Below are 25695 nucleotides of genomic sequence, written 5' to 3'. Positions count from 1 at the left end.
CGCTACCCACCCCCGAGCTGGGCGTTGATCGCGGCGCGGCCGATCTCGGCCGCCACGGTGCCACCGGTGGCCTCCAGGCCGCGGTTGCCACCGGACTCGACGATGACCGCGACGGCGATCTGCGGGTCGGCGGCCGGCGCGAACGCGGTGTACCAGGCGTGCGGCGGCGTGGCCTTCGGGTCGGTGCCGTGCTCGGCGGTGCCGGTCTTGGACGCGATCTGGATGTTCGCGCGCTTGCCGCCGCCCTTGGTGTTGGCCTCGGAGGCGATCATCATGTCGCGCAGCACGGCCGCGTTCTCCGCGGACAGCGCCGGCGTGCCGGTCAGCTCCTGCGGCGAGAAGGTCTCCAGGTCGGACAGGTCCGGCGCGAGCAGCTTCTTGATCAGCTGCGGCTTCATGGCCATGCCGCCGTTGGCGATCGTGGCGGACAGCATCAGGTCCTGCAGCGGGGTCAGCCGCACGTCGCGCTGGCCGATGCCGCTCTGGTACAGCGCGGCCTGCGAGTCCATCTCACCGAGGCTGGACGGCGCCACGTTCATCGGGATCGACAGCGGCGTGCCGATGCCGAAGTTGACCGCGATCTGGTTCAGCTTGTCGGCGCCCAGCTGGCCGGCGAACGTCGCGAACGGCACGTTGCAGGAGTGCGCCAGTGCCTCCTTGAACGTGGTGCCGGGGCAGGCCGCGCCGCCGTAGTTCTCCAGCGTGACCCGGGTGCCCGGCAGCTGCACGTTCGGCGCGTTGCTCACCGGGGTGTCGGCGGTGGCGCCGTTCTCCAGCTCGGCGGCCGCGACCAGCAGCTTGAACGTCGAGCCCGGCGGGTAGGTCTGCGAGATCGCCCGGTTGAGCATCGGCTCCTTCGGGTCGTCCGTGAACCGCGTCCACGCCTCCTGCTGGGCCGTGCTGTCGTGCGAGGCCAGCGCGTTCGGGTCGTAGGACGGGGTGGAGACCATCGCGAGGATCTCGCCGGTCTTCGGGTTCATCGCGACCGCGGCGCCGGTGTAGCCCTTCGACGTCATCGCGTTGTACAGCGCCGACTGGACGGCCGGGTTGATCGTCAGCTGCACGTTGCCGCCGCGCGGGTCCCGTCCGGTGACCATGTCCGACAGGCGGCGCACGAACAGCCGCGGGTCCTCGCCGTTGAGGATGTCGTCCTCGGCGCGCTCCAGGCCGCCGGAGCCGTAGCGCACCGAGTAGTAGCCGGTGACCGGCGCGTACATCGGGCCGTCGGTGTAGCGGCGCTCGAACTTCAGCTTGTCGTTCGTCGCCACCACGTCGGCGAGCACCTGGCCGTCGTACTGCGACACGATGCTGCCGCGCTGCCGGGAGTACTGGTCCAGCAGCACCCGCTGGTTGCGCGAGTCGGTGCGGTAGTCGTCGGCCTTCACCACCTGGATGTAGGTGATGTTGACCAGCAGCAGCACCACCATGGTGATCATGGCGATGCCGACGCGGCGCATGGGCTTGTTCATGCCGTCGGTTCCCCTGTCGGATTGCCCCCGGCCGGCGGCCGCTGCACCATCACCGTGTGCGCCTCGGCCAGCGGAGCCTGCTGCTGCGGCTGCTTGGGCCGGGGTTTCTGGGCGGGCCGCCGCGCCGCGTCCGAGATGCGGAGCAGCAGGGCGACCAGGATGTAGTTGGCGAGCAGCGACGAGCCGCCGTAGGACAGGAACGGCGTCGTGATGCCGGTCATCGGGATCAGCTTGGTGACCCCGCCGACGATCACGAACACCTGCATGACGATCGCGAACGACAGGCCGCAGCCGAGCAGCTTGCCGAAGGTGTCCCGCACCGCCAGCGCGCTGCGCATGCCGCGGGTGGCCAGCAGCAGGTAGATCATCAGGATCGCGGCGAGCCCGACGAACCCGAGCTCCTCGCCGAGGCCGGCGGTGATGAAGTCGGTGTTGGACTCCGGCACGATCTCCGGGCGCCCGGCGCCGAGGCCGGTGCCGCCGACGCCGCCGGTGCCGAGGCCGAACAGGCCCTGCGCGATCTGGTAGCCGCCGCCAGGGTCGGAGTAGGTCGCCAGCGGGTCGATCCAGTTCGCCACGCGCTGCTCGACGTGCGTGAACAGCTGGTAGGCGATCAGGCAGCCGACGATGAAGAAGCTCAGCCCGGTGACCACCCAGATCGCGCGCTCGGTGGCGACGTAGAGCATCACCAGCACGATGCCGAACAGCAGCAGCGAGGTGCCCAGGTCCTTCTCGAACACCAGGACCAGCAGGCAGACACCGGCCGCGATGAGCAGCGGGCCCAGGTCACGCGCGCGGGGCAGCTCGACGCCGAACACCTTGCGGCCGGCGATCATGAACAGGTCGCGTTTGGCCACCAGGAAGGACGCGAAGAAGATCATCAACAGGATCTTCGAGAACTCCGCCGGCTGGATGGAGAAGCCCGGCAGCTTCAGCCACACCTTCGCGCCGTTGACCTCGGACAGCGAGCTGGGCAGCACCGCGGGCAGCGCCAGCGCGACCATGCCGACCAGGCCGGCGGTGTAGCCGTAGCGGGTCAGCGTCCGGTGGTCCTTGACCAGGATCAGCACGGCGAGGAACAGCACCAGCGCGAGCGCGGTGAACAAGACCTGCTTCGGCGCGTCCGCGGTGAAGTCCTTGCTGGCCTGCGTCGCCTTCTCGGCGTTGGCCAGGTCGATCCGGTAGATCATGACCAGGCCGAGGCCGTTGAGCAGCGCGACGCACGGCAGGATCAGCGGATCCGCGTACGCCGCCCACTTGCGCACGGCGGCGTGGGCGACCGAGAACAGCCCCAGGTAGGCCAGCCCGTACCAGACGATCGACCAGGACAGCTCCTGCTCCTGGTTCGCCTGCACGAGCACGAACGCGCACGTCACGATGAACGCGGCGAAACCCAGCATGGCCAGTTCCGTGCCACGCCGGGTCGGCATTTCCCGCGGGGGGTTGGTCGCGTAGATGGAGGCTGCCTGGTCCGACAGCGGTGGCTGGCTCATCAGCCACCGCCACCTGGCACCGTCGTCGTCGCGCAGTCCCTCCCCGCCTGCTGGCTCGTCGATTCGCTCGGCAGCGTCGGCACGCCGGGAATGGTGGTCTGGGTGCAGTCCCGCAGCGTCTTGTAGCGCAGGAAGTTGTCGATGTAGTCGCGCGCGTCGGCCAGGCTGTCCTTCTTCACGCCGTTGCGCACCGCGGCCTGCGCGTCCTGCTGCAGCTGCGGCACCGTCAGCTCGTCGCACACCTGGTCACCGGACGGGCACGAGCCCTCGGCCTGCTGGTGCAGCGGGATGCCGAGGATGCTGCCGGGCACGCCGCGGAAGATCGCGACCTCCGAATTGGCGCCCTCGCCGACGTAGTACTGGCTGAGCACGAAGTAGCGGGTCGCGATCGCGCCCGCGCCCAGCACCACCAGCACCAGCAGGACGCCCACGATCCAGCGCCACTTGCGGCGCTTCTTGGGCTCCTCCGGCGGCGCGATCATCTGCGGCGGCGGAGGCGGCGGCTGGGTCAGCGCGCGTGCCCTGGCCGCGGGGGAGTCGCCCTGGTGGTCGTACTGGTCGCTGCCGTCGCCGGCCGCGCCGCCCACGATCGGGGCGTTTTCGCCGTAGTCGACGTCCACCACGTCCGCGACGATGACCGTCACGTTGTCGGTGCCGCCGCCCTTGAGCGCGAGCTCGATCATCCGGTCGGCGCAGTCCTGCGGGTCCGGGATGCGGATCGCCTCGGCCAGCGTCTCGTCGCTGACCATGCCGGACAGGCCGTCCGAGCACAGCAGGTACCGGTCGCCCGCGCGGGCTTCGCGCACGGTCAGGCTCGGCTCCACCTCGTGCCCGGTGAGCGCCTTGAGCAGCAGCGAGCGCTGCGGGTGGGTCGCGGCCTGGTCCGCGGTGATGCGGCCCTGTTCGAGCAGCTCGTTGACGAAGCTGTCGTCGCGCGTGATCTGGGTGAGCTGCCCGTTGCGGAACAGGTAGGCGCGCGAGTCGCCGACGTGCACCATGCCGAGGCGCGAACCGGAGAACAGCATCGCGGTGAGCGTGGTGCCCATCCCGTCGAGGTCCGGGTCGTTCGCCACCAGTTCGCTGATGGCCGCGTTGCCGCCGGCCACCGCGTCTCTCAGCATGGTCAGCAGGTCGTCGCCGGGCTCGTCGTCGTCGAGCGGGGCGAGCGAGGCGATCACGACCTTGCTGGCCACCTCACCCGCGGCATGGCCACCCATGCCGTCGGCGAGTGCGAGCAGGCGGGGGCCCGCGTACACCGAGTCCTGGTTGCTGGACCGCACCAGGCCACGGTCGCTGCGGGCCGCGTAGCGAAGAACGAGTGTCATGGGCGAAGCTCGATCACCGTCTTGCCGATCCGGATGGGGACACCGAGTGGAACTCGGAGGGGTGCAGTGACCTTAGCCCGGTCCAGATAAGTCCCGTTGGTCGATCCCAGATCTTCCACGTACCAGTCCGTGCCGCGCAGCGACAGCCGGGCGTGCCGGGTCGAGGCGTAGTCGTCGTCCAGCACCAGGGTGGAGTCGTCGGCCCGGCCGAGCGTGATCGGCCTGCCGTCGAGGGTGATCCGCGTGCCGGCCAGCGCCCCGTGGGTGACGAGCAGCTGGCGGGGCGTCTTGGCGTTGCCCCGCGGCTTCTTCTGCTCCTTGGCGCGGCGCAACCCGGGCATCGCGACCTTCAGGCCCGACGCCGCGTACAGGTCCGAGCGCACCACCCGAAGGGCAGCCAGCACGAACAGCCAGAGCAGCACGAGAAAGCCCACTCTGGTGAGTTGAACGACCAGCTCCGGCACGTGTCTCCGCCTTCTGTTCTCCCGACCGTGGCACGCGTGCGCCGCGGCGTCCCGCAGGGGTCATTCTGCGGGACACGGGATTTCGGGTGCGAACCCGGTCAGGCGCAGGTTACCGGCGCGCGTGTCAGCCCTGCGTGCGGAACACCAGCGAGGAGTGGCCGACCCGGATCACGTCGCCGTCCGCGAGCTGCCACGTCTGCACCGGCGTGCCGTTGACCGTGGTGCCGTTCGTGGAGCCGATGTCGGCGAGCGTCGCGCTCTGGCCGTCCCAGGTGATCTCCAGGTGGCGGCGGGAGACACCGGTGTCGGGCAGGCGGAAGTCGGCGTCCTGGCCGCGGCCGATGACGTTGCCGCCCTGCTTGAGGGTGTAGTTCCGGTTCGAGCCGTCGTCGAGCTGGAGGACGGCTTGCAGCTGGCGGCCCGCACCCGGCGCGGCGGGCGGCGGAGCGTAGCCCTGCTGCGCGTACGGGTCCGGAGCGCCCTGCGGCGGGCCGTAGCCACCCGGCGGGGTGCCGTAGCCGGGCTGCTGCCCGTAGCCCTGGTCGTACCCGGGCTGCTGGCCGTAGCCCTGGTCATAGCCGGGCTGCTGGCCGTAACCCTGGTCGTAGCCGCCCTGCGGCTGGCCGTAGCCCTGGTCGTAGCCGGGCTGCTGCTGCCCGTAACCCTGGTCGTAACCCGGCTGGCCGCCGTAGCCGGCGCCCTGGTCGTACCCGGGCTGCTGGCCATAGCCCTGGTCGTACCCGGGCTGCTGGCCGTAACCCTGGTCGTAACCCGGCTGGCCATAGCCACCCTGGTCATAACCGGGCTGTCCCTGCTGTCCGTAGCCGTACTGGCCCTGCTGGCCGTACGGGTCACCCTGGTCGTATTGGCCTTGGCCGTAGCCGGGGGGCTGGCTCATTGCTGGGTCTCCTGCGTTGCTGGGTCGTGCTGACCGTCCTGCACCCGCGACGTTACGCGCGCTGACGTCGGGGTCGACGGATGAACGGGTCTTGAATTGTCCAGTATGCAGCGCGTCGTTGCGCTCGAGCGAAACTACGACGTCACCATAGGTGTCCCAACCGTGTTCGGCGAGGTGCTCCTTGACGGCTTCCGTGAGCACCCTGGTGACGCGCAACTCATCGCCGGCCATCCGGTCGTAGTCAGTCGGCCCCAGTGACACGATGTAGTGGTTGGGGGCGAGCAGCCTGCCACCGGCCAGCTCACGAACGTTGTCCTCGCCTTCGCGTTCCAGGGCCTGCGCCACTTCTTGCGTGACGACGTTGCCGCCGAACATGCGTGCGAAGGTGTTTCCCACCAGGGATTCCAGGCGTCGATCGAAGCGCTCAACGCGACCCACGGAACCCCTCACCCTCCTTCGCACCATGTGCTTTCGCATCGATCCTATCGGGATCCGCGCCCTTCGACACGACCCCCGGTGAAGGGCCCCGAAACGGCCTGCTAGAGTTCTCTTCGCTGTCGCAGGCAACTCGGGCGAGTGGCGGAATGGCAGACGCGCACGGTTCAGGTCCGTGTGTCCGAAAGGACGTGAGGGTTCAACTCCCTCCTCGCCCACCCGATGACCCGGGCTCTGGATCCCAGAGCCCGGGTTTTTTCGTTCCACCCCGCCGCGGTGAGGAGCGCTCCCGCGAGGTGGTGGGCGTTCTGATGCACAACGACAGGGACTGTCACATGCGTGACCGCGTCGACGGGACAACCTGAACGTGGCCGCGGCGGGGCGGTTGGACGAGATCGGCGAGGACCTCGACGGTCTCCGGCGCCTCAGGCGTAGCGGCGGCGGTGGCGATGCTCACCACGATCGGATCCGGCCCGGCCCCGCGGTAGTCACGGCGTCCAATCCGCGTTGGCGCCGCAGAGCAGGACGCACGGCACTTCGCCGGGCACGGCGCCGGCCAGCCACGCGGCGAACGGCACCGCGGCCGCCGGTTCGACGGCCAGCCGGAACTCGTCCCACAGCCGGTCCCGCGCCGCGAGGATTTCCGCCTCGCTGACCACCAGCGACCGCACGCCCGGCCCGGACAGCACCTCGAACGGGACCTCCCCGACGCGGGTCGCGCCCAGCGCCGACGCGGCGACCGAGTCCACCTCCGCGTCCACCGGGTGCCCGGCCGCGAGCGCCTGGTGCAGGCAGGAGCACCGCTCCGGCTCGACCGCGACCGTCAGCCGCCCGCCGGAGCCGAGCGCCACCCCGGCCGCGAGCCCGCCGCCGCCGACGGCCACCGCGATCGCATCCACCTCGGGCGCGTCGGCGACGATCTCCGCGGCCACCGTGCCCTGGCCGGCGATCACGACCGGGTCGTTATAGGCCTCGACGTACCGCGCGCCCGGCGCCTGCGCGGCTTCGTGGGCTGCCGCCGCCGCGTCGGCGTACCGCGTGCCCGCCCGCACCAGCCGCGCGCCGGCCGCCTCGATCCGGCGTGCCTTGCCGGCCGGGACGCCGTCCGGCACGAACACGGTCGCGGGCAGGCCGAGGATCGCCGCGGCCGTCGCCACGCCGATGCCGTGGTTGCCGCCGGACGCGGTGACGACCTGCTCCGGCCGCTCCCCGGCGAGCAGGGCGTTCAGCGCGCCACGCAGCTTGAACGAGCCGGTGCGCTGCAGGTGCTCGAGCTTCAGCACGAGCGGGCGACCGTCGACTTCGGCGCGCAGCACCGGGGTGTGGCGGACGTACGGGCGGATGCGCTCCGCGGCGGCGGTGACGTCGGGGACGACCGTGCTTGTCATGACTCCACTGTGCGCAGGACGGCCGTAAGCCGCCAGCGCTTTCCCGTTGCCCGGCATTAGCGATACTTACGGCATGCTCGTCGCCGAACGGCTGCGCGTCCTGGTCGAGGTCGCCCACGCCGGGTCCATCGCCACCGCGGCGCGGAACATGGGCTTCACCGCCTCCGCGCTGTCCCAGCAACTGGCCCGGCTCGAACGCGAGGCGGGCTGCGCGCTGCTGGAGCGCCGCGCGACCGGGACGGTGCTCACCGAGGCCGGACGGCTGCTGGTCCGGCACGGCGAGGCGATCGCGGGGGAGCTGCGGGAGGCGGAGCAAACGCTTGCGGCCCTGCGCGACCAGCCGCCCGCCGCGTTGACGGTGGGCACCTTCGCGACCGCGGGGCAGGTGCTGTTGCCGCAGGTCGTGGGGGAGTTCCGGCGGGCGTACCCGTCGACCCGGCTGCGGCTGGTGGACCTGGAGCCGCCGGAGGGCTACGACCTGGTGGTCTCGGGCGAGCTGGACCTGCTGATCACCCACCGCTACCCGGGGCGGCAGCTGCCGCCGTCACGCGGGCTGACGCGGGTGCCGCTGCTCGCCGACCGGCTGCGGCTGGTGCTGCCCGCCCACCACCCGGCCGCGCGCAAGCCCGAGGTGAAGCTGATCGACCTCGCCGACGACGACTGGATCTCGGCCGACCGCCAGTGCCTGGACCTGCTGGCCGCCAAGGACGGGGTGGAGCCGCGGATCGCCTACGAGACCCGGGACTACGCGGCGATCCTCGCGCTGGTCCGGGCCGGGCTGGGCGCGGCTCTGGTGCCGGCGAGCGTGGTGCGCGGCGCCGACGGGATCGTGGTGCGCGACCTGGCCGGGAGCGCGCTGGACCGCGAGGTGTACGCGGTGCACCGCCCCCGGCCGGCCGCGCACGTCGAGGCCGTGGCGGGCCTGCTGGCGCGGGTGGCGTCCCGGCTCAGCTGACGTCGACCAGGTCCACCACGAAGACGAGGGTCTCGCCCGGCTTGATGACGCCGCCCGCGCCGCGGTCGCCGTAGGCCAGGTGCGGCGGGATGACCAGACGGCGGCGACCGCCGACCTTCATGCCCTGCACGCCCTGGTCCCAGCCCGGGATGACGTGCCCGGCGCCGAGCGGGAAGCGCAGCGGCTCACCCCGGTTCCAGGACGCGTCGAACTCCGCGCCGGTCGAGTGCGAGACGCCGACGTAGTGCACGGACACGACGTTGCCCGCGGCGGCTTCGGGACCGTCGCCGACGGTGAGGTCGGTGACCTCCAGCTCGGCCGGGGGCGGCCCGGTCGGCTTGTCGACCTCGGGGCGTTCGAGTGCCATGCGTGTTCCTCCCTGTGTTTGCGGTCGCTGCACGGTACCCAGCGGCTCCGGGGGCCGCACGCCCAGCTCGTGGTCGGCTGTTGTAATGAGCAGCGTGAACCTCGACGACCTCACGCCGCGCAGCCGTGCGGTGGCCGCCGGACGACCGGACGAAGCCGGTGAGCCGCTGAACACCCCGCTGGTCCCGGCGAGCACCTACCTCGCCGGCGCGGGCTTCCGGTACGCGCGGGAGGACGGCACGCCGACCTGGGCCGCGCTCGAAGAAGCCGTGGGAGCGCTCGAAGGCGGGCACGCGACGGCGTTCGCGTCCGGCATCGCGACCGCGGCCGCGGTGCTGGACCTGCTGGACGTCGGCGCCGAGGTCGCCGTGCCGGTCTACAGCTACGCGGGCACCCGTGGGCTGCTGGACCACGCCGCGGCCAAGGGGCGGCTGAAGGTGCGCCGCATCGAGCCGTCCGACCGGGAGGGCTGGCTGGCCGCCGCCCGTGAGGCCGACGTGGTGTGGGTCGAGTCGCCGACCAACCCGACGCTGGACCTGATCGACATCGCCGCGCTGACGGGTCAGCGCGCGCGGGTCGTCGTGGACAACACGTTCGCCACGCCGCTGGCCCAGCAGCCGTTGTCGCTGGGCGCGGACATCGTCGTGCACAGCGCGACCAAGCTGATCGGCGGGCACAGCGACCTGCTGCTCGGGCTGACGATCGCCGCGGACGAGGGCGTGGCCGCGGAGCTGCGCGACGCCCGCACCCGCAACGGCGCCACCCCTGGCGCGCTGGAGGCGTGGCTCGCGTTGCGCGGGTTGCGGACGCTGCCGGTCCGGCTGGCCGAACAGTCCCGCACCGCGGCGCTGCTCGCGGAGCGGCTCGGCGCGCACCCGGCGGTGACGAAGGTGCGCTATCCCGGCCAGGGCACGATGATCGCCTTCGACCTCGCCGACGCGGACGCCGCCGACCGCCTGTGCGCGTCGCTGCGGCTGATCCGGCACGCCACCAGCCTCGGCGGGGTGGAGAGCATCGTCGAGCGCCGCGCTATGTGGCCGGGCGACGCGCACGTGCCCGCCGGCCTGGTGCGGTTCAGCGTCGGCCTGGAGGACCCCGAGGACCTCTGGCGGGACCTGGCTCAGGCGCTGACCTGAGCCCGCCGCGTCAGCTGGTCCGGGTCCAGGTGCCAGGCGTGCACGACCCGCGGGTGGATCCGGATCAGCTCGTCGCTGAAGAAGCCGCGCCCGAACTCCGGCGGCTCGACGCCGGTGATCAGTTCGGCGGTGCCGCGGACCTCGACGCCGCGCCCCCAGCCGGGTTTGACGGCGCCCGGCTCGTCCGGGGTGATGTCGTCGACGACGAACGACACCTCGGGGTTGCGTTCGAGGTTGCGCCACTTCTGGCTCTTGCTGAGCGCGGGTCCGCCGATGTCGATCGTGCCGTCGTCGTTGAGCCGGAAGCTCAGCGGCCGGACCTGAGGGCGCCCCTTGGTGTCGACGGTGCCCATGCGGCCGAGCCGCTGGCCGGCCAGGTACGCGCGCTCGCGTTCGGTGAAGATCATGGGATTCACGCTAGAACCTCCAGATAACTGGAGGTCAAGGAAATCCGGATGCCCGCCCGGCGTGATCCCGTTAGGGTCGCCGTTGACATGAGCAAGCACATCGCCATGGTCGGGGTCCCGGCCGTCAGCCACGTCCTGCCCAGCCTCGAAGTGATCCGCGAGCTGGTCGCCCGCGGCCACCGCGTGACCTACGCCAACGACCCGGCCGTGGCCCACCTGATCGAGCCGACCGGCGCCGAACTGGTGCCGTGCACCTCGACGCTACCGGTGGCCGACAACGACTGGCCCGCCGACCCGATCGCGGCGATGGACCTGTTCCTCGACGACGCGATCCAGGCGCTCCCGCAGTTGCGTGCCGTCTACGACGCGGATCCGGCGGACCTCTACCTCTACGACATCGGCGCGTACGGCGCGCGCGTCCTCGCCGAATCGCAGGGGCGCCCGTTGGTGCAGTTGTCGCCGACGTTCGTGGCCTGGAAGGGCTACGAGGAAGAGGTCGCGGCGCAGTTGTGGGCGCTGCCTGGTGCCGACGCGCACCGGGCGAAGTTCGCCGACTGGCTCGCCTCGTCCGGGGCGACCACTTTGGACAGCGACGCGTTCTCCGGCCGGCCGCCGCGCGCGCTGGCGTTGATCCCCCGCGCGATGCAGCCGAACGCCGAGCGGGTGGACGACAGCGTGACCTTCGTCGGGCCGTGCCTCGGCGACCGCGGGGATGTCGGCGCGTGGACGCGGCCCGCGGACGCCGGGAAGGTCCTGCTGGTCTCGCTCGGCTCGGCCTACACGCGCCAGGCCGCGTTCTACCGGGAATGCCTCGCCGCGTTCGGGAACCTGCCCGGCTGGCACGTGGTGCTGCAGATCGGCAAGTACGTCGACCCGGCCGAGCTGGGGGAGGTCCCGGCCAACGTCGAGGTCCGGTCCTGGGTGCCGCAGCCGGCGATCCTGGCGCAGGCCGACGCGTTCGTCACGCACGCCGGCATGGGCAGCAGCGCGGAAGGACTGCACGCGGGCGTGCCGATGATCGCGGTGCCGCAGGCCGCCGAGCAGTTCATGAACGCCGACCGCCTGGTCGAACTCGGCGTGGCGCGGCGGATCGACACCCCGGACGCGACGGCCGACTTGCTGCGGAGCACCCTGCTGGAACTCGTCGCCGACCCCGAGGTCGCCCGCAGGTCCGCCCGGCTGCGCGAGGAGACCCGCGCCGAGGGCGGCTCCACGCGGGCGGCCGACCTCCTGGAGGAGCTGCTCCGCTAAACGCCCGCGGCGGGGTAGGGGAAGTCCGCCGGTGGCTTGGCCTTCGGGTCGACCCACCGGCGCATTCCGGCGTCGCAGATGGCGTAGCCCCAGTTGATCAGCCGCTCCTGCGCCGCGGCCGGGGTGCGCCGCAGCCGGGTGGGTGACTCGGCGAGCGTGCGGGTCCGGCTGAGCGGCGCGGGCAGCGCGTCGTCGACCTCGAAGTTGTCGATGTCGCTGTAGCTGCCCCAGTAGGCGCCCGCGAACGTGCCGTCCACATAGGACTTGATCAGCGACGACGTGCGCAGCGTGCGGACCTGGTTGTCCATGATGTCGAGCGTGCGCAGCAGCTGGCCTGGCCAGTTCCGGGACACCGACCGCAGCTTGTCCATCCGCTTGCCCGCGTCGCTGACGAGCACCGTGTCGCAGTGCCCGATCACCGGGTCCAGGCCGAGGTTGTCGAACACGCCGGCGTCGCTCAGCTCGATGCGCCGGTCCTCGCCCGGGACCGGCGTGGTCAGCACGACCGGCGACAGGAACGGCGGGAACGCCGACGACGCCGCGACCGCGGTCGCGAGCTGGACCGGCGGGTCCTGCTGCCGTTCCCGGTAGAACCACCACTGGTCGCCGTCCTGCAGGTCGGTCGCGGTGAACACGAAGTGCGGGCCGTGCGCGGGCAGGTCCGGCAGCAGGAGGTCGCCGAACAGGTGCTTCCGGTACGCCGCCGCGAGGACCTCCCCGGTGCTGCGGCCGGGCGTCACCAAGCCGCGCAGGATCACCGGCACGTCGAGCGTCCGCCCGGCGAGCGCGCGCACCGGCCGCACGACCTCGTCGGTGAAGTTGGCCGCCACCCCGCCGGTGAACTCCAGCCGCGGCCACGCGACGGCGAGCGCGCCCGCGGTGATCGAACCGCCGGAGACGCTGGAGATCCGCGTCAGCTCGGGCAGCCAGCCCAGTTCGTTGATGCGCCACAACGCGCCCAGGTGGAACAGCATCGCGCGATAGCCGCCACCGGACAGGCAAAGCCCGACCCCAGTCATACGGACGGGTGTACTACGGGTGTCCCGCCGGGAGCAAGGAGTCACCTCTTGCCAGACGGTTCCGCGGCCACTAACGTACAACCATGTGGTTGTAAGTCAACTCGACGACGCGGAGATCGATCGCATCTTCCACGCACTCGCGGACACCACCCGGCGCGACATCGTCACCAGGGTGCTCCGCCAGGAGGAGTCGATCTCGCAGCTCGCCCGCAGGTACGACATGAGTTTCGCCGCCGTGCAGAAGCACGTGGCGGTGCTCGCGCGGGCGTCGCTGGTCGTCAAACAGCGGAGCGGAAGGGAGCAGCTCGTGCACGGCAATCCCGAGGTCCTGCGCAAGGCGGCCCGCCTGCTCGACGAATACGAACAGATCTGGCGCCACCGCGCCGACGCGATCGGCGACATCCTGTCCGAGGAGGACGAATGACGGTCATCAGCTCGCACAAGGACACCGAAGCCCTCACCCTCACGATCGTCGCGGAGTACGACGCCGCGCCGGAGCGGGTGTGGCGGGTGTGGGAGGACCCGCGCAAGCTCGAGCGGTGGTGGGGCCCGCCGACCTGGCCCGCCACGTTCGAGCAGCACGACTTCAAGGCAGGCGGCCGCTCCAGCTACTTCATGACCGGGCCGGACGGCACGAAGTCCCACGGCTGGTGGGAGATCACCGCGGTCGAGGCCCCGCACCGGCTGGAGTTCGACGACGGTTTCGCCGACGACAAGGGCGAGCGGAACACGGAGATGCCGGTCATCCACTGCGCGGTCACCATCGAGGCGAACGGCGGCGGCACCCGGATGACCACCGTGAACTCCTTCGACAGCCTGGAGCAGCTGGAAAAGCTGATCGAGATGGGCATGGAGGAGGGCATGAAGCTCGCCGAGGGCCAGATCGACGCGCTACTGGCCGAGGACTAGTTCCGGAACTCCCACAGGATCATCGACGGGACACCGGCGCCGGCGGCCTGCGCGGCCGCCGGCGCCAGTCCGGCCAGCGACCACGGCCACGTCTCCCACGGGCCGGGCTCGGACGCCGGGATCTCCCGCGCCGGCGCCGCCGGTTCCTCGCACCGCACCGGTTCCAGCCCGGCGGCGAGCGCGGCCCGCAGGTAGTCGCCGGTGCGGTGGCAGTGCGAAAGGACCCGGCCGGGCGCACCGTCCGCGCGGCGCACCGCCGGGACGTGACCACGCGCCACCTGCTCCGGGTGCACGTCGGCGATCACCACGCACCCGCCGGGGCGCAACACGCGCGCGAACTCCGCGAACACCGGGCCCAGGTCCGGCACGTGCGTCAGCGCGAGCGAGCAGGTCACCAGGTCGACCGGCCCGGACGGCAGCTCGGTGAGGCTCCCGACGTGGAATTCCCCGTCGGGCAAGCGTTTCCGGGCCAGTTCGAGCATCCCCGGCGAGGAGTCGACGCCCACCACCCGGTGGCCGCACTCCGCGAGCACCGCCGTCACCCGGCCAGTTCCGCAGGCCGCGTCCAATGCCACCCCCGGGGACAGCCGGCCGGCGATCTCGCGCACGAACGGCTCGTCGAAGTCGAACGCCGGGTTCGGGGAGTCGTAGGTCGGCGCCCACAGGTCGTAGCCCTCGACCGGGTCGACGTGCGCGACCTCCACGCCGTCCGGGGACTCCGCCAGCAGCCGGCGGATCTCGGCGAGGCGTTCCGCGACGAACGCGCGGTCGTGCTCGCCGCGGAAGGATCGCAGCAGCGCCAGGCCTTCCAGGCCGAGGACGTAGGCCAGCGGGTGTTCGTACGCCACGCCCGGACGGTAGCGATCAACCATTGCGTGGCACCACCGAATTTTCAGTCCAGCAGGTGTTCCAGCACGATCCGCTCGTCCGCGCCGACGTACTCGGCGTAGTAGTCGAACAGGGCGCGCCGCGCCAGCCGGGCCGCCAGCGGGCCGTCGCCGTCCTCCACCGCGCGCAGCACTTCCTTGTGGTGCGCGACCGACGCCGCCATCAGCGACTGCCGGTCCGTCGAGTTCTTCAGCTTGCCCGCGATCAGGTCCAGCACCACCCCGCGCACGACCTTGCCGCACACCACGATCAGCGTGTTCCGCCCGGCCCGCGCGACCACGTCGTGGAACGCGACGTCCGCGCGGCTGAAGGTCGCGTAGTCGTCCAGGCTCTCCGTCATCGCCGCCAGCGCCGCGCGCAGCTCCGACAGGTCCTCTTCGGTCCGCAGCTCGGCGGCCAGCCGGTACGCCGAGCCCTCCAGGATCATCCGGAACTGCAGCAGCTCGGCCAGCCCGAGCGTTTCCGCGCGCGCCAGCCGGTCCAGCGACTTCTGCAGGCTCGCCGGTGACGCGGGCAGGACCTCCGGCCCACGCGGATCACCAGGACGCGAGCGGATCACCTCGCCGGCCTGCAGGACCCGCAGCGCCTCGCGGATCGTGGAGCGGCTGACCCCGAACTGGGCCATCAGCTCGCGTTCGCCGGGCAGCCGCTCGCCCGGCCGGAGCCGGCCGGTGAGCACGGCCTGCTCGATCTGTTCCACGATCCGCTCGTAGGCGCGGACCGGGCTGACCGGCTCGAATTCCATCGTGTCTTGACCTTCACCCCGTGTGGTGCAAACCTAGGCTACTGGTCGGACCAGCATACTGACTCGGGGTGAGGATGAAAGTCCGAATTTCCGCGGCACTGGCACTCCTGCTGGTGGTTTCGGCCTGCTCCGCCGGATCCACGGCGACGGTCGGCTCCGGCCCGGACACGCTCGCGGTCGGGTTCACCGCCGAGCCGGCGAACTTCGACTTCACCCGCACCGACGGCACCGCCATCCCGCAGGCCCTGCTCTACAACGTCTACGAGGGCCTGGTGAAGCTGGACAGCAGCGGCAAGATCGTGCCGCTGCTCGCCAGGTCCTGGACCGTGAGCGAGGACAGGCGCACCTACGACTTCCAGCTCCAGCCCGGCGTGACGTTCAGCAACGGCGCGCCGTTCACCGCCGACGACGTGAAGTTCTCCATCGACCGGGTCAAGACCGACTGGACGATCTCCATCAAGTCCAAGATGGACGTCGTGGACCACGTCGAGGTGGTCGACCCGCTGCACGCCCGGGTGGTGCTGAAGAAACCCAGCAACGGCTGGCTGTTCGACATGACCGGCCGCGTCGGCGCGATGTTCAGCCCCACCGGGGTCGCCGACCTGGCGGGCAAGCCCGTCGGCACCGGGCCGTACGAGGTGCAGTCCCGGCGGCGCGGCGATTCGATCGTCCTGGCCGCCAACCCCGGCTACTGGGGCCGGAAACCGGCTTACCGGACGGTGATCCTGAAGTACATCAAGGATCCGACCGCGTTGAACAACGCGCTGCTCAGCAACGGCATCGACGTCATCGCGCAGATCACCGCGCCGGACTCGATCCCGCAGTTCGAGAACGACAACCGGTTCACCGTCCTGCAGGGCACCACGAACGGCGAGGTCGTGCTCTCCTTCAACGGCGCGAAAGCACCCTTCAACGACGTGCGCGTCCGCCGCGCCCTCACCCTGGCCATCGACCGCAAGGCGTTGCTGGACACCGCGTGGGCCGGTCGCGGCACGGTGCTCGGCAGCATGGTCCCGCCCACCGACCCCTGGTACGAGGACCTCGCCGGCTACTACCCGCACGACCCGGTGCAGGCGAAGACGCTGCTGGCCGAGGCGGGGCAGACGAACCTGTCGATCCGGCTGCGCGTCGCGAACCTGCCGTACGCGACGGCCGCCGCGCAGGTGGTCGCCTCGGATCTGGCAGACATCGGCGTGCGAGTCACGATCGAGCCGCTGGACTTCCCGGCCGTGTGGCTCAAGCAGGTGTTCACCGACCACGACTTCGACGCCTCGATCGTCCAGCACGTCGAAGCCCGCGACATCACCACCTTCGGCAACCCCAAGTACTACTGGGGCTACGACAACCCGCGGGTGAAGCAGCTCATCTCGGACGCGGACGCGGGCACGCCGGAGCAGCAGGTCGCGGACATGCGCGAGGCCGCCCGCACCATCACCGCGGACGCGGCCGCCGACTGGCTGTTCCTGTACCCGAACGTCGTGGTGGCGAAGAAGAAGGTGACCGGGCTCGCCGCCAACCAGGTCAGCGAGTCCTTCGACCTGACGGGGCTGGGCTGATGACCGCCGCGATCCTGCGCCGCGTGGCGATCCTGGTGGTCAGCGTGCTGGTCGCCTCCATCGTGGTGTTCGCGTTCATGGCGGTGCTGCCCGGCGATCCGGCGCAGGTCGCGCTCGGCATCAACGCCACCCCGGAGCTGCTCGCCAGGACGCGCGCCGACTTCGGCCTCGACCGGCCGCTGGTCGAGCAGTACCTGAGCTGGATGGGCGGGGTGCTGCAGGGCGACTTCGGCCGCTCCTACGTCACCGGCGAGGCGATCGGGCCGCAGCTGGTGGACCGGCTCGGCGTGACGTTGTGGCTGGTGGGCGCGGGGATGCTGGTCGCGGTGGTGCTCGCGGTGCCGTTCGGCGCGCTCGCCGCGGTGTGGCACCGGCGCTTCGGTGGCACGGCCATCTCCGGCCTCTCGCAGCTCGGGGTGGCGGTGCCGGCGTTCCTCGCCGGGATCCTGCTCGTGCAGGTGTTCGCGGTGCAGTTGCGGTGGCTGCCGTCGGGCGGGTGGACGCCGCCGAACGTCGACACCGGCGAGTTCCTGCGCGGGCTGATCCTGCCCGCGTTGTCGCTCGGGCTCGTGCAGGGCGCGGTGCTCACGCGGTACGTGCGCTCGGCGGTGCTGGACACGCTCGGCCAGGACTACCTGCGCACCGCCCGCTCTAAGGGCCTGCGTCCGTACCCGGCGCTGATGCGGCACGGCATGCGCAACGCCGCCGTCCCGGTGGTGACCGTGCTCGGGCTCCAGCTGACCACGCTGCTGGTCGGCGCGGTCGTGGTGGAGCGGGTGTTCGTGCTGCCCGGCCTGGGCAGCATGCTGCTGGACTCGGTGTCGGCGCGTGACCTGCTGTCGGTGCAGGGCATCGTGCTCGTGCTGGTGGTCGCGGTGCTGGTGGTCAACTTCGTGGTCGATCTGCTGTACGTGGTGATCGACCCCCGGCTGAGGACGGCGCGGTGAAGGGGCGGACATCGCCGGCGTTGATCGCCGGGGCGGTACTGGTCGGGCTCGTGGTGCTGGCGGCGCTGGTGTCGTTCGTGTGGACGCCGCACGATCCGCTGAAGGTCGAATCGACCGCCCGGCTGCTCGGGCCGACCGGTGAGCACTGGTTCGGCACCGACAAGTTCGGCCGGGACGTGTTCAGCCAGATCCTCGTCGGCGCGCGCACGACGCTGTACGTCGGCGTGATCGCGGTCGGCGTCGCCGCGCTGGTCGGGACGCCGCTGGGGATCCTGGCCGGGATGTCGAAGCGGTGGCTCGGCGAGTTCGTCATGCGGGTCAACGACCTGGTGCTCGCGTTCCCGGCGCTGCTGCTGGCGATCATGCTCGGCGCGGTCTACGGCGCGAGCACGGTCACCGCGATGATCGCGATCGGAGTCGCGACCATCCCGTCGTTCGCGCGGGTGGCCCGCTCCGGCACGTTGCAGGTGATGAGCACGGAGTACGTGCTGGCGGCGCGCTCGGCGGGCCGGTCGCGGTTCTTCATCGCGCGGCGGCACGTGCTGCCGAACATCGGCGGGCTGGTGATCGTGCAGTGCTCGGTGTCGTTCGGCATCGCGGTGCTGGCCGAGGCGGCGCTGTCGTTCCTCGGGTTCGGCACGCGGCCGCCGACGCCGTCCTGGGGGCGCATGCTGCAGGAGTCCCAGGAACTGTTGACGGTGCAGCCGCGGCTCGCGCTGGTGCCGGGTCTCGCGATCGCGATCGCGGTGCTCGGGTTCAACCTGCTCGGCGACGGTCTGCGCGACCGACTCGACCCCCGGCTGGAGCGGCGATGACCCTCGAAGTTTCGGAGTTGTCCGTGCACGCCGGCGCGCACCCGCTGGTGCGCGAGGTGTCGTTCGCGGTCGGCGCCGGTGAGCGGGTCGGGCTGATCGGCGAGTCCGGGTCCGGCAAGTCGCTGACCGCGTCCGCCGTGATGGGCCTGCTGCCGGAGGGGTTGCGGGCGAGCGGTTCGGCGAAGCTGACCGGCACCGAGCTGCTGGGCGCGTCCGAACGAGAGCTGTCGCGTCGGCGGGGACGGGACCTGGCGATGGTGTTCCAGGAGCCGATGACCGCGCTGAACCCGCTGATGCGCGTCGGCCGCCAGGTCGCCGAGGCGATCCGGCTGCACACCCGCAGGTCGCGGCAAGCCACCCACGAGGCCGCGGTGGCGTTGCTGGACGCGGTGAAGCTGCCCGATCCGGAGCAGCTCGCCCGCGCCTACCCGCACCAGCTCTCCGGCGGTCAGCGGCAGCGGGTGGTGCTCGCGATCGCCCTGGCCAACGATCCGGCGCTGCTGATCTGCGACGAGCCGACGACGGCGCTGGACGTCACGGTGCAGGCGCAGGTGCTCGACCTGATCCTGACCGGAGTCGCCGAGCGGGAGACGGCGCTGCTGTTCATCACGCACGACCTCGCGGTGGTGGCGCGGGTCTGCACCCGGGTGCTCGTCATGTTCGAGGGCCGGATCGTCGAGGAAGGGTCTACTTCGGACGTTCTCACCCGGCCGCGGCACGACTACACGAAGAAGCTGCTGGCCGCGTCGGACCTGGAGGCGGCGTGATCGAACTGCGGGACGTCCACCGCCACTACCGGCGGCCACGCGAGGTGCACGCGCTGCGCGGGGTGTCGTTCACCGTCGCGGCCGGGCAGCGCTTCGGCATCGTCGGCGAATCCGGCTCCGGCAAGTCCACCCTGGTGCGCCTGCTGGCCGGGCTGGACCGGCCCACCTCCGGCGAGATCTCCTTCGACGGCAGGCGCATCGACGGCCTGCCCGAGCGGAAGCTGGGGTTCCTCCGCAGCGCGTTGCAGGTGGTGTTCCAGGACCCGATGGGCTCGCTCGACCCGCGGATGCGCGTGCGGGACATCATTTCCGAACCGCTGGGCCGCCGCGATCCGGACCGCGTCGCGGAGCTGCTGACCGCGGTCGGGTTGCCGCCGGACGCGGCGAGCCGGTACCCGCACCAGTTCTCCGGCGGCCAGCGGCAGCGGATTTCGATCGCCCGCGCGCTCGCGCCGCGCCCGCGGGTGCTGATCGCGGACGAGCCCGTCAGCGCACTGGACGTGTCGGTGCGCAAGCAGATCCTCGACCTCCTCGCCGAGCTGACCGAGCGCTTCGAGCTGACGCTGGTGTTCGTTTCGCACGACCTCGCCGTGGTACGCCGGGTCTGCGACACGGTCGCCGTGATGCGCTCCGGGGAGCTCGTCGAGCTGGGCGCGGTGGAACAGGTCTACGGCGATCCGCGACATCCCTACACGAGGGAGCTCGTCGCGGCGGCCCCGAACCTGCGTGCGGAACTGGCCAGGCTGCAGGGAGGACGATGATGTTCGACCCCTATCCCGACGGACTGCCGATCGGGTCCGACTGGGTGTCCACACCGGACACGACGGAGATCAGGTTTCCCTACGACGGCTGCGTGGTCGCGCGGGCGCCGGTCGGCACGCCCGACCTGGCGCACCTCGCGGTCAACGAGGCGGTGCTCGTCGCGCGTGAGGTGGCGAAGCTGCCCTCGCACGTGCGCCGCGAGGTGCTGCTGGGCGTGCACCGGTCGCTGGTGGAGTGGCGGGACGAGCTGGAGGGACTGCTGGTCGTGGAGACCGGCAAGCCGCTCGTCGACTGCCGCGTCGAGGTCGCCCGCACCATGGTGACGTGGCAGGCCGCGGCCGAGGAGGTCGCCCGGCTGCACGGCGAGACCGTGCCGCTGGACCTGCTGCCCGCCGGCGAGGGGCTCACCGGGTTCTGGGTGCGCAAGCCGATCGGCGTGGTCGTCGGCGTCGCCGGGTTCAACTACCCGCTGCTGCTCGCCTCGCACAAGATCGCGCCCGCCGTCGCCGCGGGGTGCCCGGTGATCGTGAAGCCGGCGCCGCAGACGCCGCTGTCGACGTTGTGGCTGGTGCACCTCGTGCGCGAGGCGGCGGCTGCCGTCGGCGCACCGCTGCCGATGGTCCAGCTGGTCACCGGTGATGCCGAGGTCGGATCCGCGCTGGTCACCGACCCGCGGATCGGCGCGGTGTCGTTCACCGGCTCGGCTGCCGTCGGGCACCGGATCGCGAAGGACGCGGCGCCGCGGAAGACCCTGCTGGAACTGGGTTCGAACTCGGCGCTGGTGGTCGCCGAGGACGCCGACCTCGACGCGGCCGTGGACGCGGTGCTGCGCGGCGGGTTCTACGCGTCCGGGCAGGCGTGCATCTCCGTGCAGCGGCTGCTCGTCGTCGACGCGGTGGCGGACGAGTTCACCGAACGCCTGCTGGCCCGGCTGCCCGAGGTCGTCACCGGCGACCCGCGGGACGAGAAGACCCGGGTGTCCGCGTTGATCGACGAACGGTCCACCCGTCGCGTGCTGGACTGGATCTCGGCGGCGGTCGCCGCGGGCGCGAAGGTGGCCGCGGGCGGCGAAGCGGTGGACGGGATCATCCGGCCGACCGTGCTGACGGACGTGCCCGACGGCGTGGACTGCTGGGACGAGGAGATCTTCGGGCCGGTGGTCTGCCTGCGCCGCGTGCCCGACGTGGACACGGCGTTCGCGCAGGTCAACGACTCGCGGTACGGGCTGCACGCGAGCGTGTTCACCCGCTCGCTGCGCACCGCGATGCGGGCGCTCGACGAGCTGGAGGTCGGTGGTGTCGTGGTGAACGAGGTGCCCGGGTTCCGGTCGGACACCATGCCCTACGGCGGCGTGAAGGACTCCGGCATCGGGCGCGAGGGGCCGCGGTTCGCGATCGACGAGCTGACCGTGACGCGGATGGCGGTGATCAGGGCGTGAACTACGAGAAGCTGTTCCGGCTCGACGGGAAGCGTGCCGTTGTGCTCGGCGCGGGCAGCGGCATCGGCCGCGAATCGGCGCTCGCGCTCGCCGCGCACGGCGCGGAGGTGATCTGCGCGGACCGCAACGCCGCCGCCGCGGCGGAGACCGCGCGCGAGATCCGCGGCGAGTCCTACGAGATCGACGTGCTGGACTCGTCTGCCGTCGAGCGGGCGGCGGGCGAGCTCGGTGTGCTGGACGTCGTCGTGCTGACCGCGGCGACGAACGTGCGCAAACGCCTGCTCGACTACCGGCGCGAGGAGTTCGACCGGGTCGTCGCGCTCAACCTCGGCGCGACCTTCGACGTCGTCCGGGCCTTCGGTGCGGGCATGGTCGAGCGTGGGCGCGGCAGCATCATCGGGTTCTCCTCGATCCGCGGCACCACCGTCGAACCCGGTCAGGGGCCGTACGCGGCGACGAAGGCGGGGCTCGTGCAGCTGTTCCGCACCGCGGCCGCCGAGTTCGGGCCGTCCGGCGTGCGGGTCAACGCGATCGCGCCCGGCGTGGTCGAGACGCCGCTGACCGAACAGATCAAGGCCAGCCCCGACTGGTACGCCGCGTACGCGGGCAAGAGCGCGCTCGGCCGCTGGGCCAAGGCGTCCGAGCTGGCCGGGGCCGTCGTCTACCTGGCCTCCGACGCCGCGAGCTTCGTCACCGGGGCGGTGCTGGCCGTCGACGGCGGCTGGACCGCGGTGGACGGCCGCTACACACCGCCGGAATGAGGAGGGACCCGTGGAGCCGACCGATCTGACCGCGACCGAGCTGCTCGCCGCCTACCGCGCCGGGACGTTGTCCCCGGTCGAGGTCACCGAGGCGGTGCTGACCCGCATCGACGCGCTGGAGACGTCCCTGCACGCGCTCTACGCCTACGACCCGTCGCAGGCGCGGGACGCGGCCAAGGCGTCCGAGCAGCGGTGGGTCGCGGGGGAGGCGGGGCCGCTCGACGGCGTGCCGCTCACGCTGAAGGAGAACATCGCGACCAAGGGCACGCCGGTGCCGCTGGGCACCGCGGCCACCGAGCTGGTCCCGGCCCCGGCCGACGCGCCCGCCGCCGCCCGCGTCCGCGAGGCCGGAGCGGTGCTGCTCGGCAAGACCACGATGCCCGACTACGGGATGCTGACCTCGGGGTTGTCCAGCTTCCACACCGCGAGCCGCAACCCGTGGGACCTCTCGCGGACGCCCGGCGGGTCGAGCGCGGGCGCCGCCGCCGCGGCCGCCGCCGGGTACGGACCGCTGCACGTCGGCACCGACATCGGCGGTTCGATCCGGCTGCCCGCCGGGTGGTGCGGGCTGGTCGGCCTGAAGCCGAGCTTCGGGCGGGTGCCGGTGCACCCGCCGTTCCCCGGCCGGGTCGCCGGGCCCATGACGCGCACGGTGGCGGACGCGGCGTTGCTGATGGGTGTGGTGTCCGCGCCGGACAGCCGGGACCACCTGAGCCTGCCGCCGGCGGAAATCGCCTGGTCACAATTGGAACTCGACGTCACCGGACTGCGCCTGGGCCTGCAGCTGGACGCCGGGGTCGGGCTGCCGGTGGAGGACGACGTGCGGGCCGCGGTGCTCGACGCGGCGAGCCGGTTCGAGGCGGCCGGCGCGATCGTCGAACCGGTCGAACCCTTCCTGACCAGGGAAATGCTGGACGGGCTCGACGACTTCTGGCGCGTGCGGGCGTGGTGCGACATCAGCGCGCTGCCCCCGGAACGGCAGGCGCTGGTGCTGCCGTACATCGCCGCCTGGGCGCAGGGCGGCGCGGAGGTCTCCGGTGTCGCGGCGTACCGCGGGTTCGCCCAGATGGACGCGATCAGCGTCGCCGCGTTACGCGCCGGCGAGCCGTACGACTTCGTCCTGTCGCCGACCTGCCCGGTTTCCGCCCCGCCCGCGGAGTGGGCGTCGCCGACCAACGACCCGGAGCGGCCGTTCGAGCACATCGCGTTCACCGTGCCCTACAACATGTCCGGCCAGCCCGCGGTGTCGTTGAACTGCGGTTATACGAGTGGGGGACAGCCGGTCGGGCTGCAGATCGCCGGACGGCGCTTCGACGACCTCGGTGTGCTGCAGCTGGCTGCGGCGTTCGAAGGAATTCGCGGCCCGCAACGGTCGCCGGGGGTGTGAAGACGCGCCATCTGGGGGACGATCGGACCCATGCGGATGGTGTACACCGGAGCGGACGAGGAAGAGTTCATCGACGCCCGGCAGCGGCTGCTCGTCGAGCTGGACGCCTGGTCGCAGATGCGGCAACGGGTGGTGGACCCGGTGGTCGCCGGGGCGATGCTGGACTTCCGCTTCGAACGGGACGGCCTGCTCGGCCGCTGGACGCGTGACATCCTCCGCAACGCGCTGCTGGTGTGGTTCCCGCGCAAGGTCGTGCTGCTCGACCCGCACTCCTCGGCCGTGCTGTCCACGGTCGAGGCGCTGATGGACTTCTTCGACGACGCCGACCTGCTGGACGAGCGCAGCGAGCAGCCGGCCGTGCTGCGCACTTACCTGACCGCGATCGCCGACCGGTTCGACACGGCGATGAACGAGCCGTCGAACTTCGGGCTGGCCAAGTTCTGGGCCGTCGCGATGGCCGAGCACGGCATCGACCCGCTGAACGAGGTGGCCGCGCAGGCGTTCATCGACCGGGTGCGGCGGGGTGAGGTCGAGGTCGACCAGACGCTGCTGCACGACCTGGCGTACCGCCACTACCAGGGCGACCCGGACGCGGAGGCGGCCGCGCCGTCCCCGGTGTTCCCGCTCGCGTCGCCCGACCGGCTGGCGGCGGAGGCCGAGGTCACGGCGGTGGTGCCGCAGCTGCGCCGGTTCGTCGAGTGGGTCGGCGACGGCCGGGACCTGGCGGAGATCAGCGCGCCTGCCGAGTTCGTCGCGATGGCCAAGCGGGCCGGGGTGGTGCGCGTCTACCGCGGTCGGCTGGTGCCGGTGAAGAAGGCGGCGCGGCGGCTGGCCGACCCGGTCGAGCTGTGGCGGGCGGCGGTGGCGTCGGTCCTGGGCAACCCGGTCGCGGCCGAGATGGTCACCGAACTGGCTTCGGAGCCTGCCACGATCCCGATGCTGGTGGAGATGCTGGGCGGCGACGGCGGCACGATCCTGCGCGTGGTGCACCGGCTGGCCGAGTACGGGCTGGTGGAGATCTTCCCGGCGGGCGAGGAGCACGTCGAGGACCTGCTGGACTTCGCCGGGGTCGACTACCTCGACGAGGTGCCCGAAGAGGAGCGGCAGGTCGTGCAACTGCTGCCGCTCGGCGTGCAGGCGGCCTACGAACTGCGGGTCGCCGAGGGCGAGCCGGTGCTGACGGTGGACGACCTCGCGACCGAAACGGCGGAGGTCCTGTTCGCGCGCCTGGCGCCGCTGGACGCGCAGGTGCTCGACGAGGGCTCGGCGACGTGGCTGCGCGCCCGGGACCCCGAACGAGCGATCGCCGAGCTGTCGGCGCTGGCCCGCCGCACGGACGACTTCGAACACCTGATGCTGACGTTCCGGCTGCTGGCGCGCCTCGGCGGCGACGGCGTCGCGGCGATCGCCGCCCTGCGGGACCACTCGGCAGCAGGCCCAGCCGCGACGACGTGGCTGTTCGACGCCGGCCTGATCGACCGCAGCGAGGTCGCCGGCCGCGAGCGCACGTACAGCAAGGTGGACCTCCTGGCGGCGGACATCCGGACGGAAGGCCGGGAAAAGGCCCTCGCCGACTTCGCCTCACAACCCCGGCCGGACCAACTGCTGTTCCTGGCCGGAGCGACGATCTGCGGCCACCCGAGCGCACGCGAAGTGCTCGAATCGGTCGTCGTGGCACACCCCGACCGCGCCGTGTCCAATGCGGCGCGCAAGGCACTGGACTGGCTGCACGACGAACCGTTCTGAACGAACGAACCAAGGTAGCTGGGTGGTCATCCCGTCGCCTGAAACTGGACGATCACCTTGAGCCAGGGCCGCAACCTCCGTGCTCACCGGCGGCCGGACATGCCAACCTTGCGGCCCTGGATCAAGGTGATATGCACAAACCGGAAGGCGACGGGATGACCACCCAGCGACCCACTGCACGAGGTGGGACGAGGCACCCAACCCCTGGTCATCCCGGAGCCTGCCCGTCCGGCGAGGACTCTTTTGATCTTTAAAGCCGCGCCTTCGCGCGGCGGGGAGTCCGCCCTGCGGGCGGTGCGCCTTACGGCGCCGAAAGGTCACCTTCCGACCACCCCCGCCCCCTCTCCTTGAGTGTGTTTCAGTCGCCG

25 protein-coding genes and 1 tRNA gene are annotated in these 25695 nt (G+C 71.7%); 15 read left to right on the top strand and 11 right to left on the bottom strand.

The genetic code is table 11. The annotated features are described in order from the left end of the window. Nucleotides 1-2: 2 nt before the first annotated feature. From L2C96_RS08835 to L2C96_RS08815, 5 genes are all read right to left on the bottom strand, one after another. Entirely contained in the window at nt 3-1469 is a 1467-nt protein-coding gene (locus L2C96_RS08835) for a peptidoglycan D,D-transpeptidase FtsI family protein (RefSeq protein WP_020416270.1), read from the bottom strand. After that, nucleotides 1466-2962, bottom strand: a complete 1497-nt coding sequence (locus tag L2C96_RS08830; RefSeq protein WP_020416271.1) for an FtsW/RodA/SpoVE family cell cycle protein — start codon at nt 2960-2962, stop codon at nt 1466-1468. Before L2C96_RS08830 ends, L2C96_RS08835 begins: the two co-directional genes overlap by 4 nt. Then, nucleotides 2962-4287 (bottom strand): PP2C family protein-serine/threonine phosphatase, encoded by a 1326-nt coding sequence (locus L2C96_RS08825; RefSeq protein WP_020416272.1) that lies wholly within the window; start codon nt 4285-4287, stop codon nt 2962-2964. Before L2C96_RS08825 ends, L2C96_RS08830 begins: the two co-directional genes overlap by 1 nt. After that, on the bottom strand, nt 4284-4751 hold the full coding sequence (locus tag L2C96_RS08820) for an FHA domain-containing protein FhaB/FipA (RefSeq protein ID WP_026153666.1): 468 nt from the start codon (nt 4749-4751) through the stop codon (nt 4284-4286). The genes L2C96_RS08825 and L2C96_RS08820 overlap by 4 nt, the downstream gene beginning before the upstream one ends. 124 nt (nt 4752-4875) lie before the next feature. Then, a complete protein-coding gene (locus L2C96_RS08815) occupies nt 4876-6087 on the bottom strand; it encodes an FHA domain-containing protein (protein ID WP_027935589.1) in 1212 nt (403 codons plus the stop codon). A gap of 132 nt (nt 6088-6219) precedes the next feature. Between L2C96_RS08815 and L2C96_RS08810 the strand changes: the two genes are divergently transcribed. After that, nucleotides 6220-6302, top strand: a tRNA-Leu gene (locus tag L2C96_RS08810). Nucleotides 6303-6572: 270 nt separating this feature from the next. Here the strand turns inward: L2C96_RS08810 and L2C96_RS08805 are convergent. Then, on the bottom strand, nt 6573-7472 hold the full coding sequence (locus tag L2C96_RS08805; RefSeq protein WP_237335815.1) for a serine/threonine dehydratase: 900 nt from the start codon (nt 7470-7472) through the stop codon (nt 6573-6575). Nucleotides 7473-7545: 73 nt separating this feature from the next. On the opposite strand from L2C96_RS08805, the gene L2C96_RS08800 reads away from it, so the two are divergent. Then, on the top strand, nt 7546-8427 hold the full coding sequence (locus tag L2C96_RS08800; protein WP_237335814.1) for a LysR family transcriptional regulator: 882 nt from the start codon (nt 7546-7548) through the stop codon (nt 8425-8427). Here the strand turns inward: L2C96_RS08800 and L2C96_RS08795 are convergent. Next, nucleotides 8420-8794, bottom strand: coding sequence for an FKBP-type peptidyl-prolyl cis-trans isomerase (locus tag L2C96_RS08795; protein WP_020416278.1), 375 nt, complete (start codon nt 8792-8794; stop codon nt 8420-8422). The genes L2C96_RS08800 and L2C96_RS08795 overlap by 8 nt on opposite strands. An 85-nt stretch (nt 8795-8879) precedes the next feature. Here L2C96_RS08795 and L2C96_RS08790 point away from each other — a divergent pair, with 85 nt between their 5' ends. Further along, complete coding sequence (locus L2C96_RS08790; RefSeq protein ID WP_237335813.1) at nt 8880-9929, top strand: trans-sulfuration enzyme family protein; 1050 nt, start codon at nt 8880-8882, stop codon at nt 9927-9929. On the opposite strand, the gene L2C96_RS08785 is transcribed toward L2C96_RS08790, so the two are convergent. Continuing rightward, nucleotides 9914-10336: a PPOX class F420-dependent oxidoreductase gene (locus tag L2C96_RS08785; protein WP_237335812.1), complete on the bottom strand. Its 423-nt coding sequence runs from the start codon at nt 10334-10336 to the stop codon at nt 9914-9916. The two genes, L2C96_RS08790 and L2C96_RS08785, sit on opposite strands and share 16 nt — an antisense overlap. Nucleotides 10337-10363: 27 nt before the next feature. Between L2C96_RS08785 and L2C96_RS08780 the strand changes: the two genes are divergently transcribed. Continuing rightward, nucleotides 10364-11587 carry a macrolide family glycosyltransferase gene (locus L2C96_RS08780; protein ID WP_372491190.1) on the top strand — a complete coding sequence of 408 codons (1224 nt, stop codon included), beginning with the start codon at nt 10364-10366 and terminating at the stop codon, nt 11585-11587. Here L2C96_RS08780 and L2C96_RS08775 read toward each other — a convergent pair. Further along, nucleotides 11584-12606 (bottom strand): patatin-like phospholipase family protein, encoded by a 1023-nt coding sequence (locus tag L2C96_RS08775; RefSeq protein ID WP_237335810.1) that lies wholly within the window; start codon nt 12604-12606, stop codon nt 11584-11586. The two genes, L2C96_RS08780 and L2C96_RS08775, sit on opposite strands and share 4 nt — an antisense overlap. A gap of 85 nt (nt 12607-12691) precedes the next feature. Between L2C96_RS08775 and L2C96_RS08770 the strand changes: the two genes are divergently transcribed. Together L2C96_RS08770 and L2C96_RS08765 are read left to right on the top strand one after the other, a co-directional pair. Continuing rightward, nucleotides 12692-13030: an ArsR/SmtB family transcription factor gene (locus tag L2C96_RS08770; RefSeq protein ID WP_020416283.1), complete on the top strand. Its 339-nt coding sequence runs from the start codon at nt 12692-12694 to the stop codon at nt 13028-13030. Next, nucleotides 13027-13515 (top strand): SRPBCC family protein, encoded by a 489-nt coding sequence (locus tag L2C96_RS08765; protein WP_237335809.1) that lies wholly within the window; start codon nt 13027-13029, stop codon nt 13513-13515. Before L2C96_RS08770 ends, L2C96_RS08765 begins: the two co-directional genes overlap by 4 nt. On the opposite strand, the gene L2C96_RS08760 is transcribed toward L2C96_RS08765, so the two are convergent. Both L2C96_RS08760 and L2C96_RS08755 read right to left on the bottom strand, forming a co-directional pair. Next, complete coding sequence (locus L2C96_RS08760; protein WP_237335808.1) at nt 13512-14363, bottom strand: class I SAM-dependent methyltransferase; 852 nt, start codon at nt 14361-14363, stop codon at nt 13512-13514. The two genes, L2C96_RS08765 and L2C96_RS08760, sit on opposite strands and share 4 nt — an antisense overlap. A gap of 44 nt (nt 14364-14407) precedes the next feature. Continuing rightward, entirely contained in the window at nt 14408-15148 is a 741-nt protein-coding gene (locus L2C96_RS08755; RefSeq protein WP_237335807.1) for a FadR/GntR family transcriptional regulator, read from the bottom strand. 74 nt (nt 15149-15222) lie between these two features. On the opposite strand from L2C96_RS08755, the gene L2C96_RS08750 reads away from it, so the two are divergent. The 9 genes from L2C96_RS08750 to L2C96_RS08710 are packed head-to-tail and all read left to right on the top strand — an operon-like array spanning nt 15223 to nt 25327. Continuing rightward, nucleotides 15223-16704, top strand: a complete 1482-nt coding sequence (locus L2C96_RS08750) for an ABC transporter substrate-binding protein (RefSeq protein ID WP_237335917.1) — start codon at nt 15223-15225, stop codon at nt 16702-16704. Beyond that, nucleotides 16704-17651, top strand: a complete 948-nt coding sequence (locus tag L2C96_RS08745; RefSeq protein ID WP_020416288.1) for an ABC transporter permease — start codon at nt 16704-16706, stop codon at nt 17649-17651. Before L2C96_RS08750 ends, L2C96_RS08745 begins: the two co-directional genes overlap by 1 nt. After that, nucleotides 17648-18466, top strand: coding sequence for an ABC transporter permease (locus L2C96_RS08740; protein WP_020416289.1), 819 nt, complete (start codon nt 17648-17650; stop codon nt 18464-18466). Before L2C96_RS08745 ends, L2C96_RS08740 begins: the two co-directional genes overlap by 4 nt. Next, nucleotides 18463-19233 carry an ABC transporter ATP-binding protein gene (locus L2C96_RS08735; protein WP_237335806.1) on the top strand — a complete coding sequence of 257 codons (771 nt, stop codon included), beginning with the start codon at nt 18463-18465 and terminating at the stop codon, nt 19231-19233. The genes L2C96_RS08740 and L2C96_RS08735 overlap by 4 nt, the downstream gene beginning before the upstream one ends. After that, a complete protein-coding gene (locus tag L2C96_RS08730; protein ID WP_237335805.1) occupies nt 19230-19994 on the top strand; it encodes an ABC transporter ATP-binding protein in 765 nt (254 codons plus the stop codon). Before L2C96_RS08735 ends, L2C96_RS08730 begins: the two co-directional genes overlap by 4 nt. Beyond that, entirely contained in the window at nt 19994-21433 is a 1440-nt protein-coding gene (locus tag L2C96_RS08725) for an aldehyde dehydrogenase family protein (RefSeq protein ID WP_237335916.1), read from the top strand. Before L2C96_RS08730 ends, L2C96_RS08725 begins: the two co-directional genes overlap by 1 nt. Beyond that, nucleotides 21430-22194, top strand: coding sequence for an SDR family NAD(P)-dependent oxidoreductase (locus L2C96_RS08720; RefSeq protein ID WP_237335804.1), 765 nt, complete (start codon nt 21430-21432; stop codon nt 22192-22194). Before L2C96_RS08725 ends, L2C96_RS08720 begins: the two co-directional genes overlap by 4 nt. Nucleotides 22195-22204: 10 nt before the next feature. Further along, on the top strand, nt 22205-23581 hold the full coding sequence (locus tag L2C96_RS08715; protein ID WP_237335803.1) for an amidase: 1377 nt from the start codon (nt 22205-22207) through the stop codon (nt 23579-23581). Between the two features lie 30 nt (nt 23582-23611). Next, nucleotides 23612-25327, top strand: a complete 1716-nt coding sequence (locus L2C96_RS08710; protein WP_020416295.1) for a hypothetical protein — start codon at nt 23612-23614, stop codon at nt 25325-25327. Nucleotides 25328-25695: the final 368 nt, after the last annotated feature.

This window comes from Amycolatopsis tucumanensis (assembly GCF_021654135.1).
GTDB classification, from domain to species: domain Bacteria; phylum Actinomycetota; class Actinomycetes; order Mycobacteriales; family Pseudonocardiaceae; genus Amycolatopsis_E; species Amycolatopsis_E tucumanensis.
Note: the sequence above shows the minus strand (reverse complement) of the source record. Positions and strands in the feature narration are given on the sequence as shown.

Excerpts from the sequence above, each read along its gene's own strand:
- L2C96_RS08830 (WP_020416271.1), bottom strand. The coding sequence starts at position 2,962 with ATGAGCCAGCCACCGCTGTCGGACCAGGCAGCCTCCATCTACGCGACC.
- L2C96_RS08795 (WP_020416278.1), bottom strand. The coding sequence starts at position 8,794 with ATGGCACTCGAACGCCCCGAGGTCGACAAGCCGACCGGGCCGCCCCCG.
- L2C96_RS08825 (WP_020416272.1), bottom strand. The coding sequence starts at position 4,287 with ATGACACTCGTTCTTCGCTACGCGGCCCGCAGCGACCGTGGCCTGGTG.
- L2C96_RS08710 (WP_020416295.1), top strand. The coding sequence starts at position 23,612 with ATGCGGATGGTGTACACCGGAGCGGACGAGGAAGAGTTCATCGACGCC.
- L2C96_RS08790 (WP_237335813.1), top strand. The coding sequence starts at position 8,880 with ATGAGCAGCGTGAACCTCGACGACCTCACGCCGCGCAGCCGTGCGGTG.
- L2C96_RS08765 (WP_237335809.1), top strand. The coding sequence starts at position 13,027 with ATGACGGTCATCAGCTCGCACAAGGACACCGAAGCCCTCACCCTCACG.
- L2C96_RS08800 (WP_237335814.1), top strand. The coding sequence starts at position 7,546 with ATGCTCGTCGCCGAACGGCTGCGCGTCCTGGTCGAGGTCGCCCACGCC.
- L2C96_RS08835 (WP_020416270.1), bottom strand. The coding sequence starts at position 1,469 with ATGAACAAGCCCATGCGCCGCGTCGGCATCGCCATGATCACCATGGTG.
- L2C96_RS08735 (WP_237335806.1), top strand. The coding sequence starts at position 18,463 with ATGACCCTCGAAGTTTCGGAGTTGTCCGTGCACGCCGGCGCGCACCCG.
- L2C96_RS08750 (WP_237335917.1), top strand. The coding sequence starts at position 15,223 with ATGAAAGTCCGAATTTCCGCGGCACTGGCACTCCTGCTGGTGGTTTCG.
- L2C96_RS08805 (WP_237335815.1), bottom strand. The coding sequence starts at position 7,472 with ATGACAAGCACGGTCGTCCCCGACGTCACCGCCGCCGCGGAGCGCATC.
- L2C96_RS08725 (WP_237335916.1), top strand. The coding sequence starts at position 19,994 with ATGTTCGACCCCTATCCCGACGGACTGCCGATCGGGTCCGACTGGGTG.
- L2C96_RS08785 (WP_237335812.1), bottom strand. The coding sequence starts at position 10,336 with ATGATCTTCACCGAACGCGAGCGCGCGTACCTGGCCGGCCAGCGGCTC.
- L2C96_RS08775 (WP_237335810.1), bottom strand. The coding sequence starts at position 12,606 with ATGACTGGGGTCGGGCTTTGCCTGTCCGGTGGCGGCTATCGCGCGATG.
- L2C96_RS08745 (WP_020416288.1), top strand. The coding sequence starts at position 16,704 with ATGACCGCCGCGATCCTGCGCCGCGTGGCGATCCTGGTGGTCAGCGTG.
- L2C96_RS08755 (WP_237335807.1), bottom strand. The coding sequence starts at position 15,148 with ATGGAATTCGAGCCGGTCAGCCCGGTCCGCGCCTACGAGCGGATCGTG.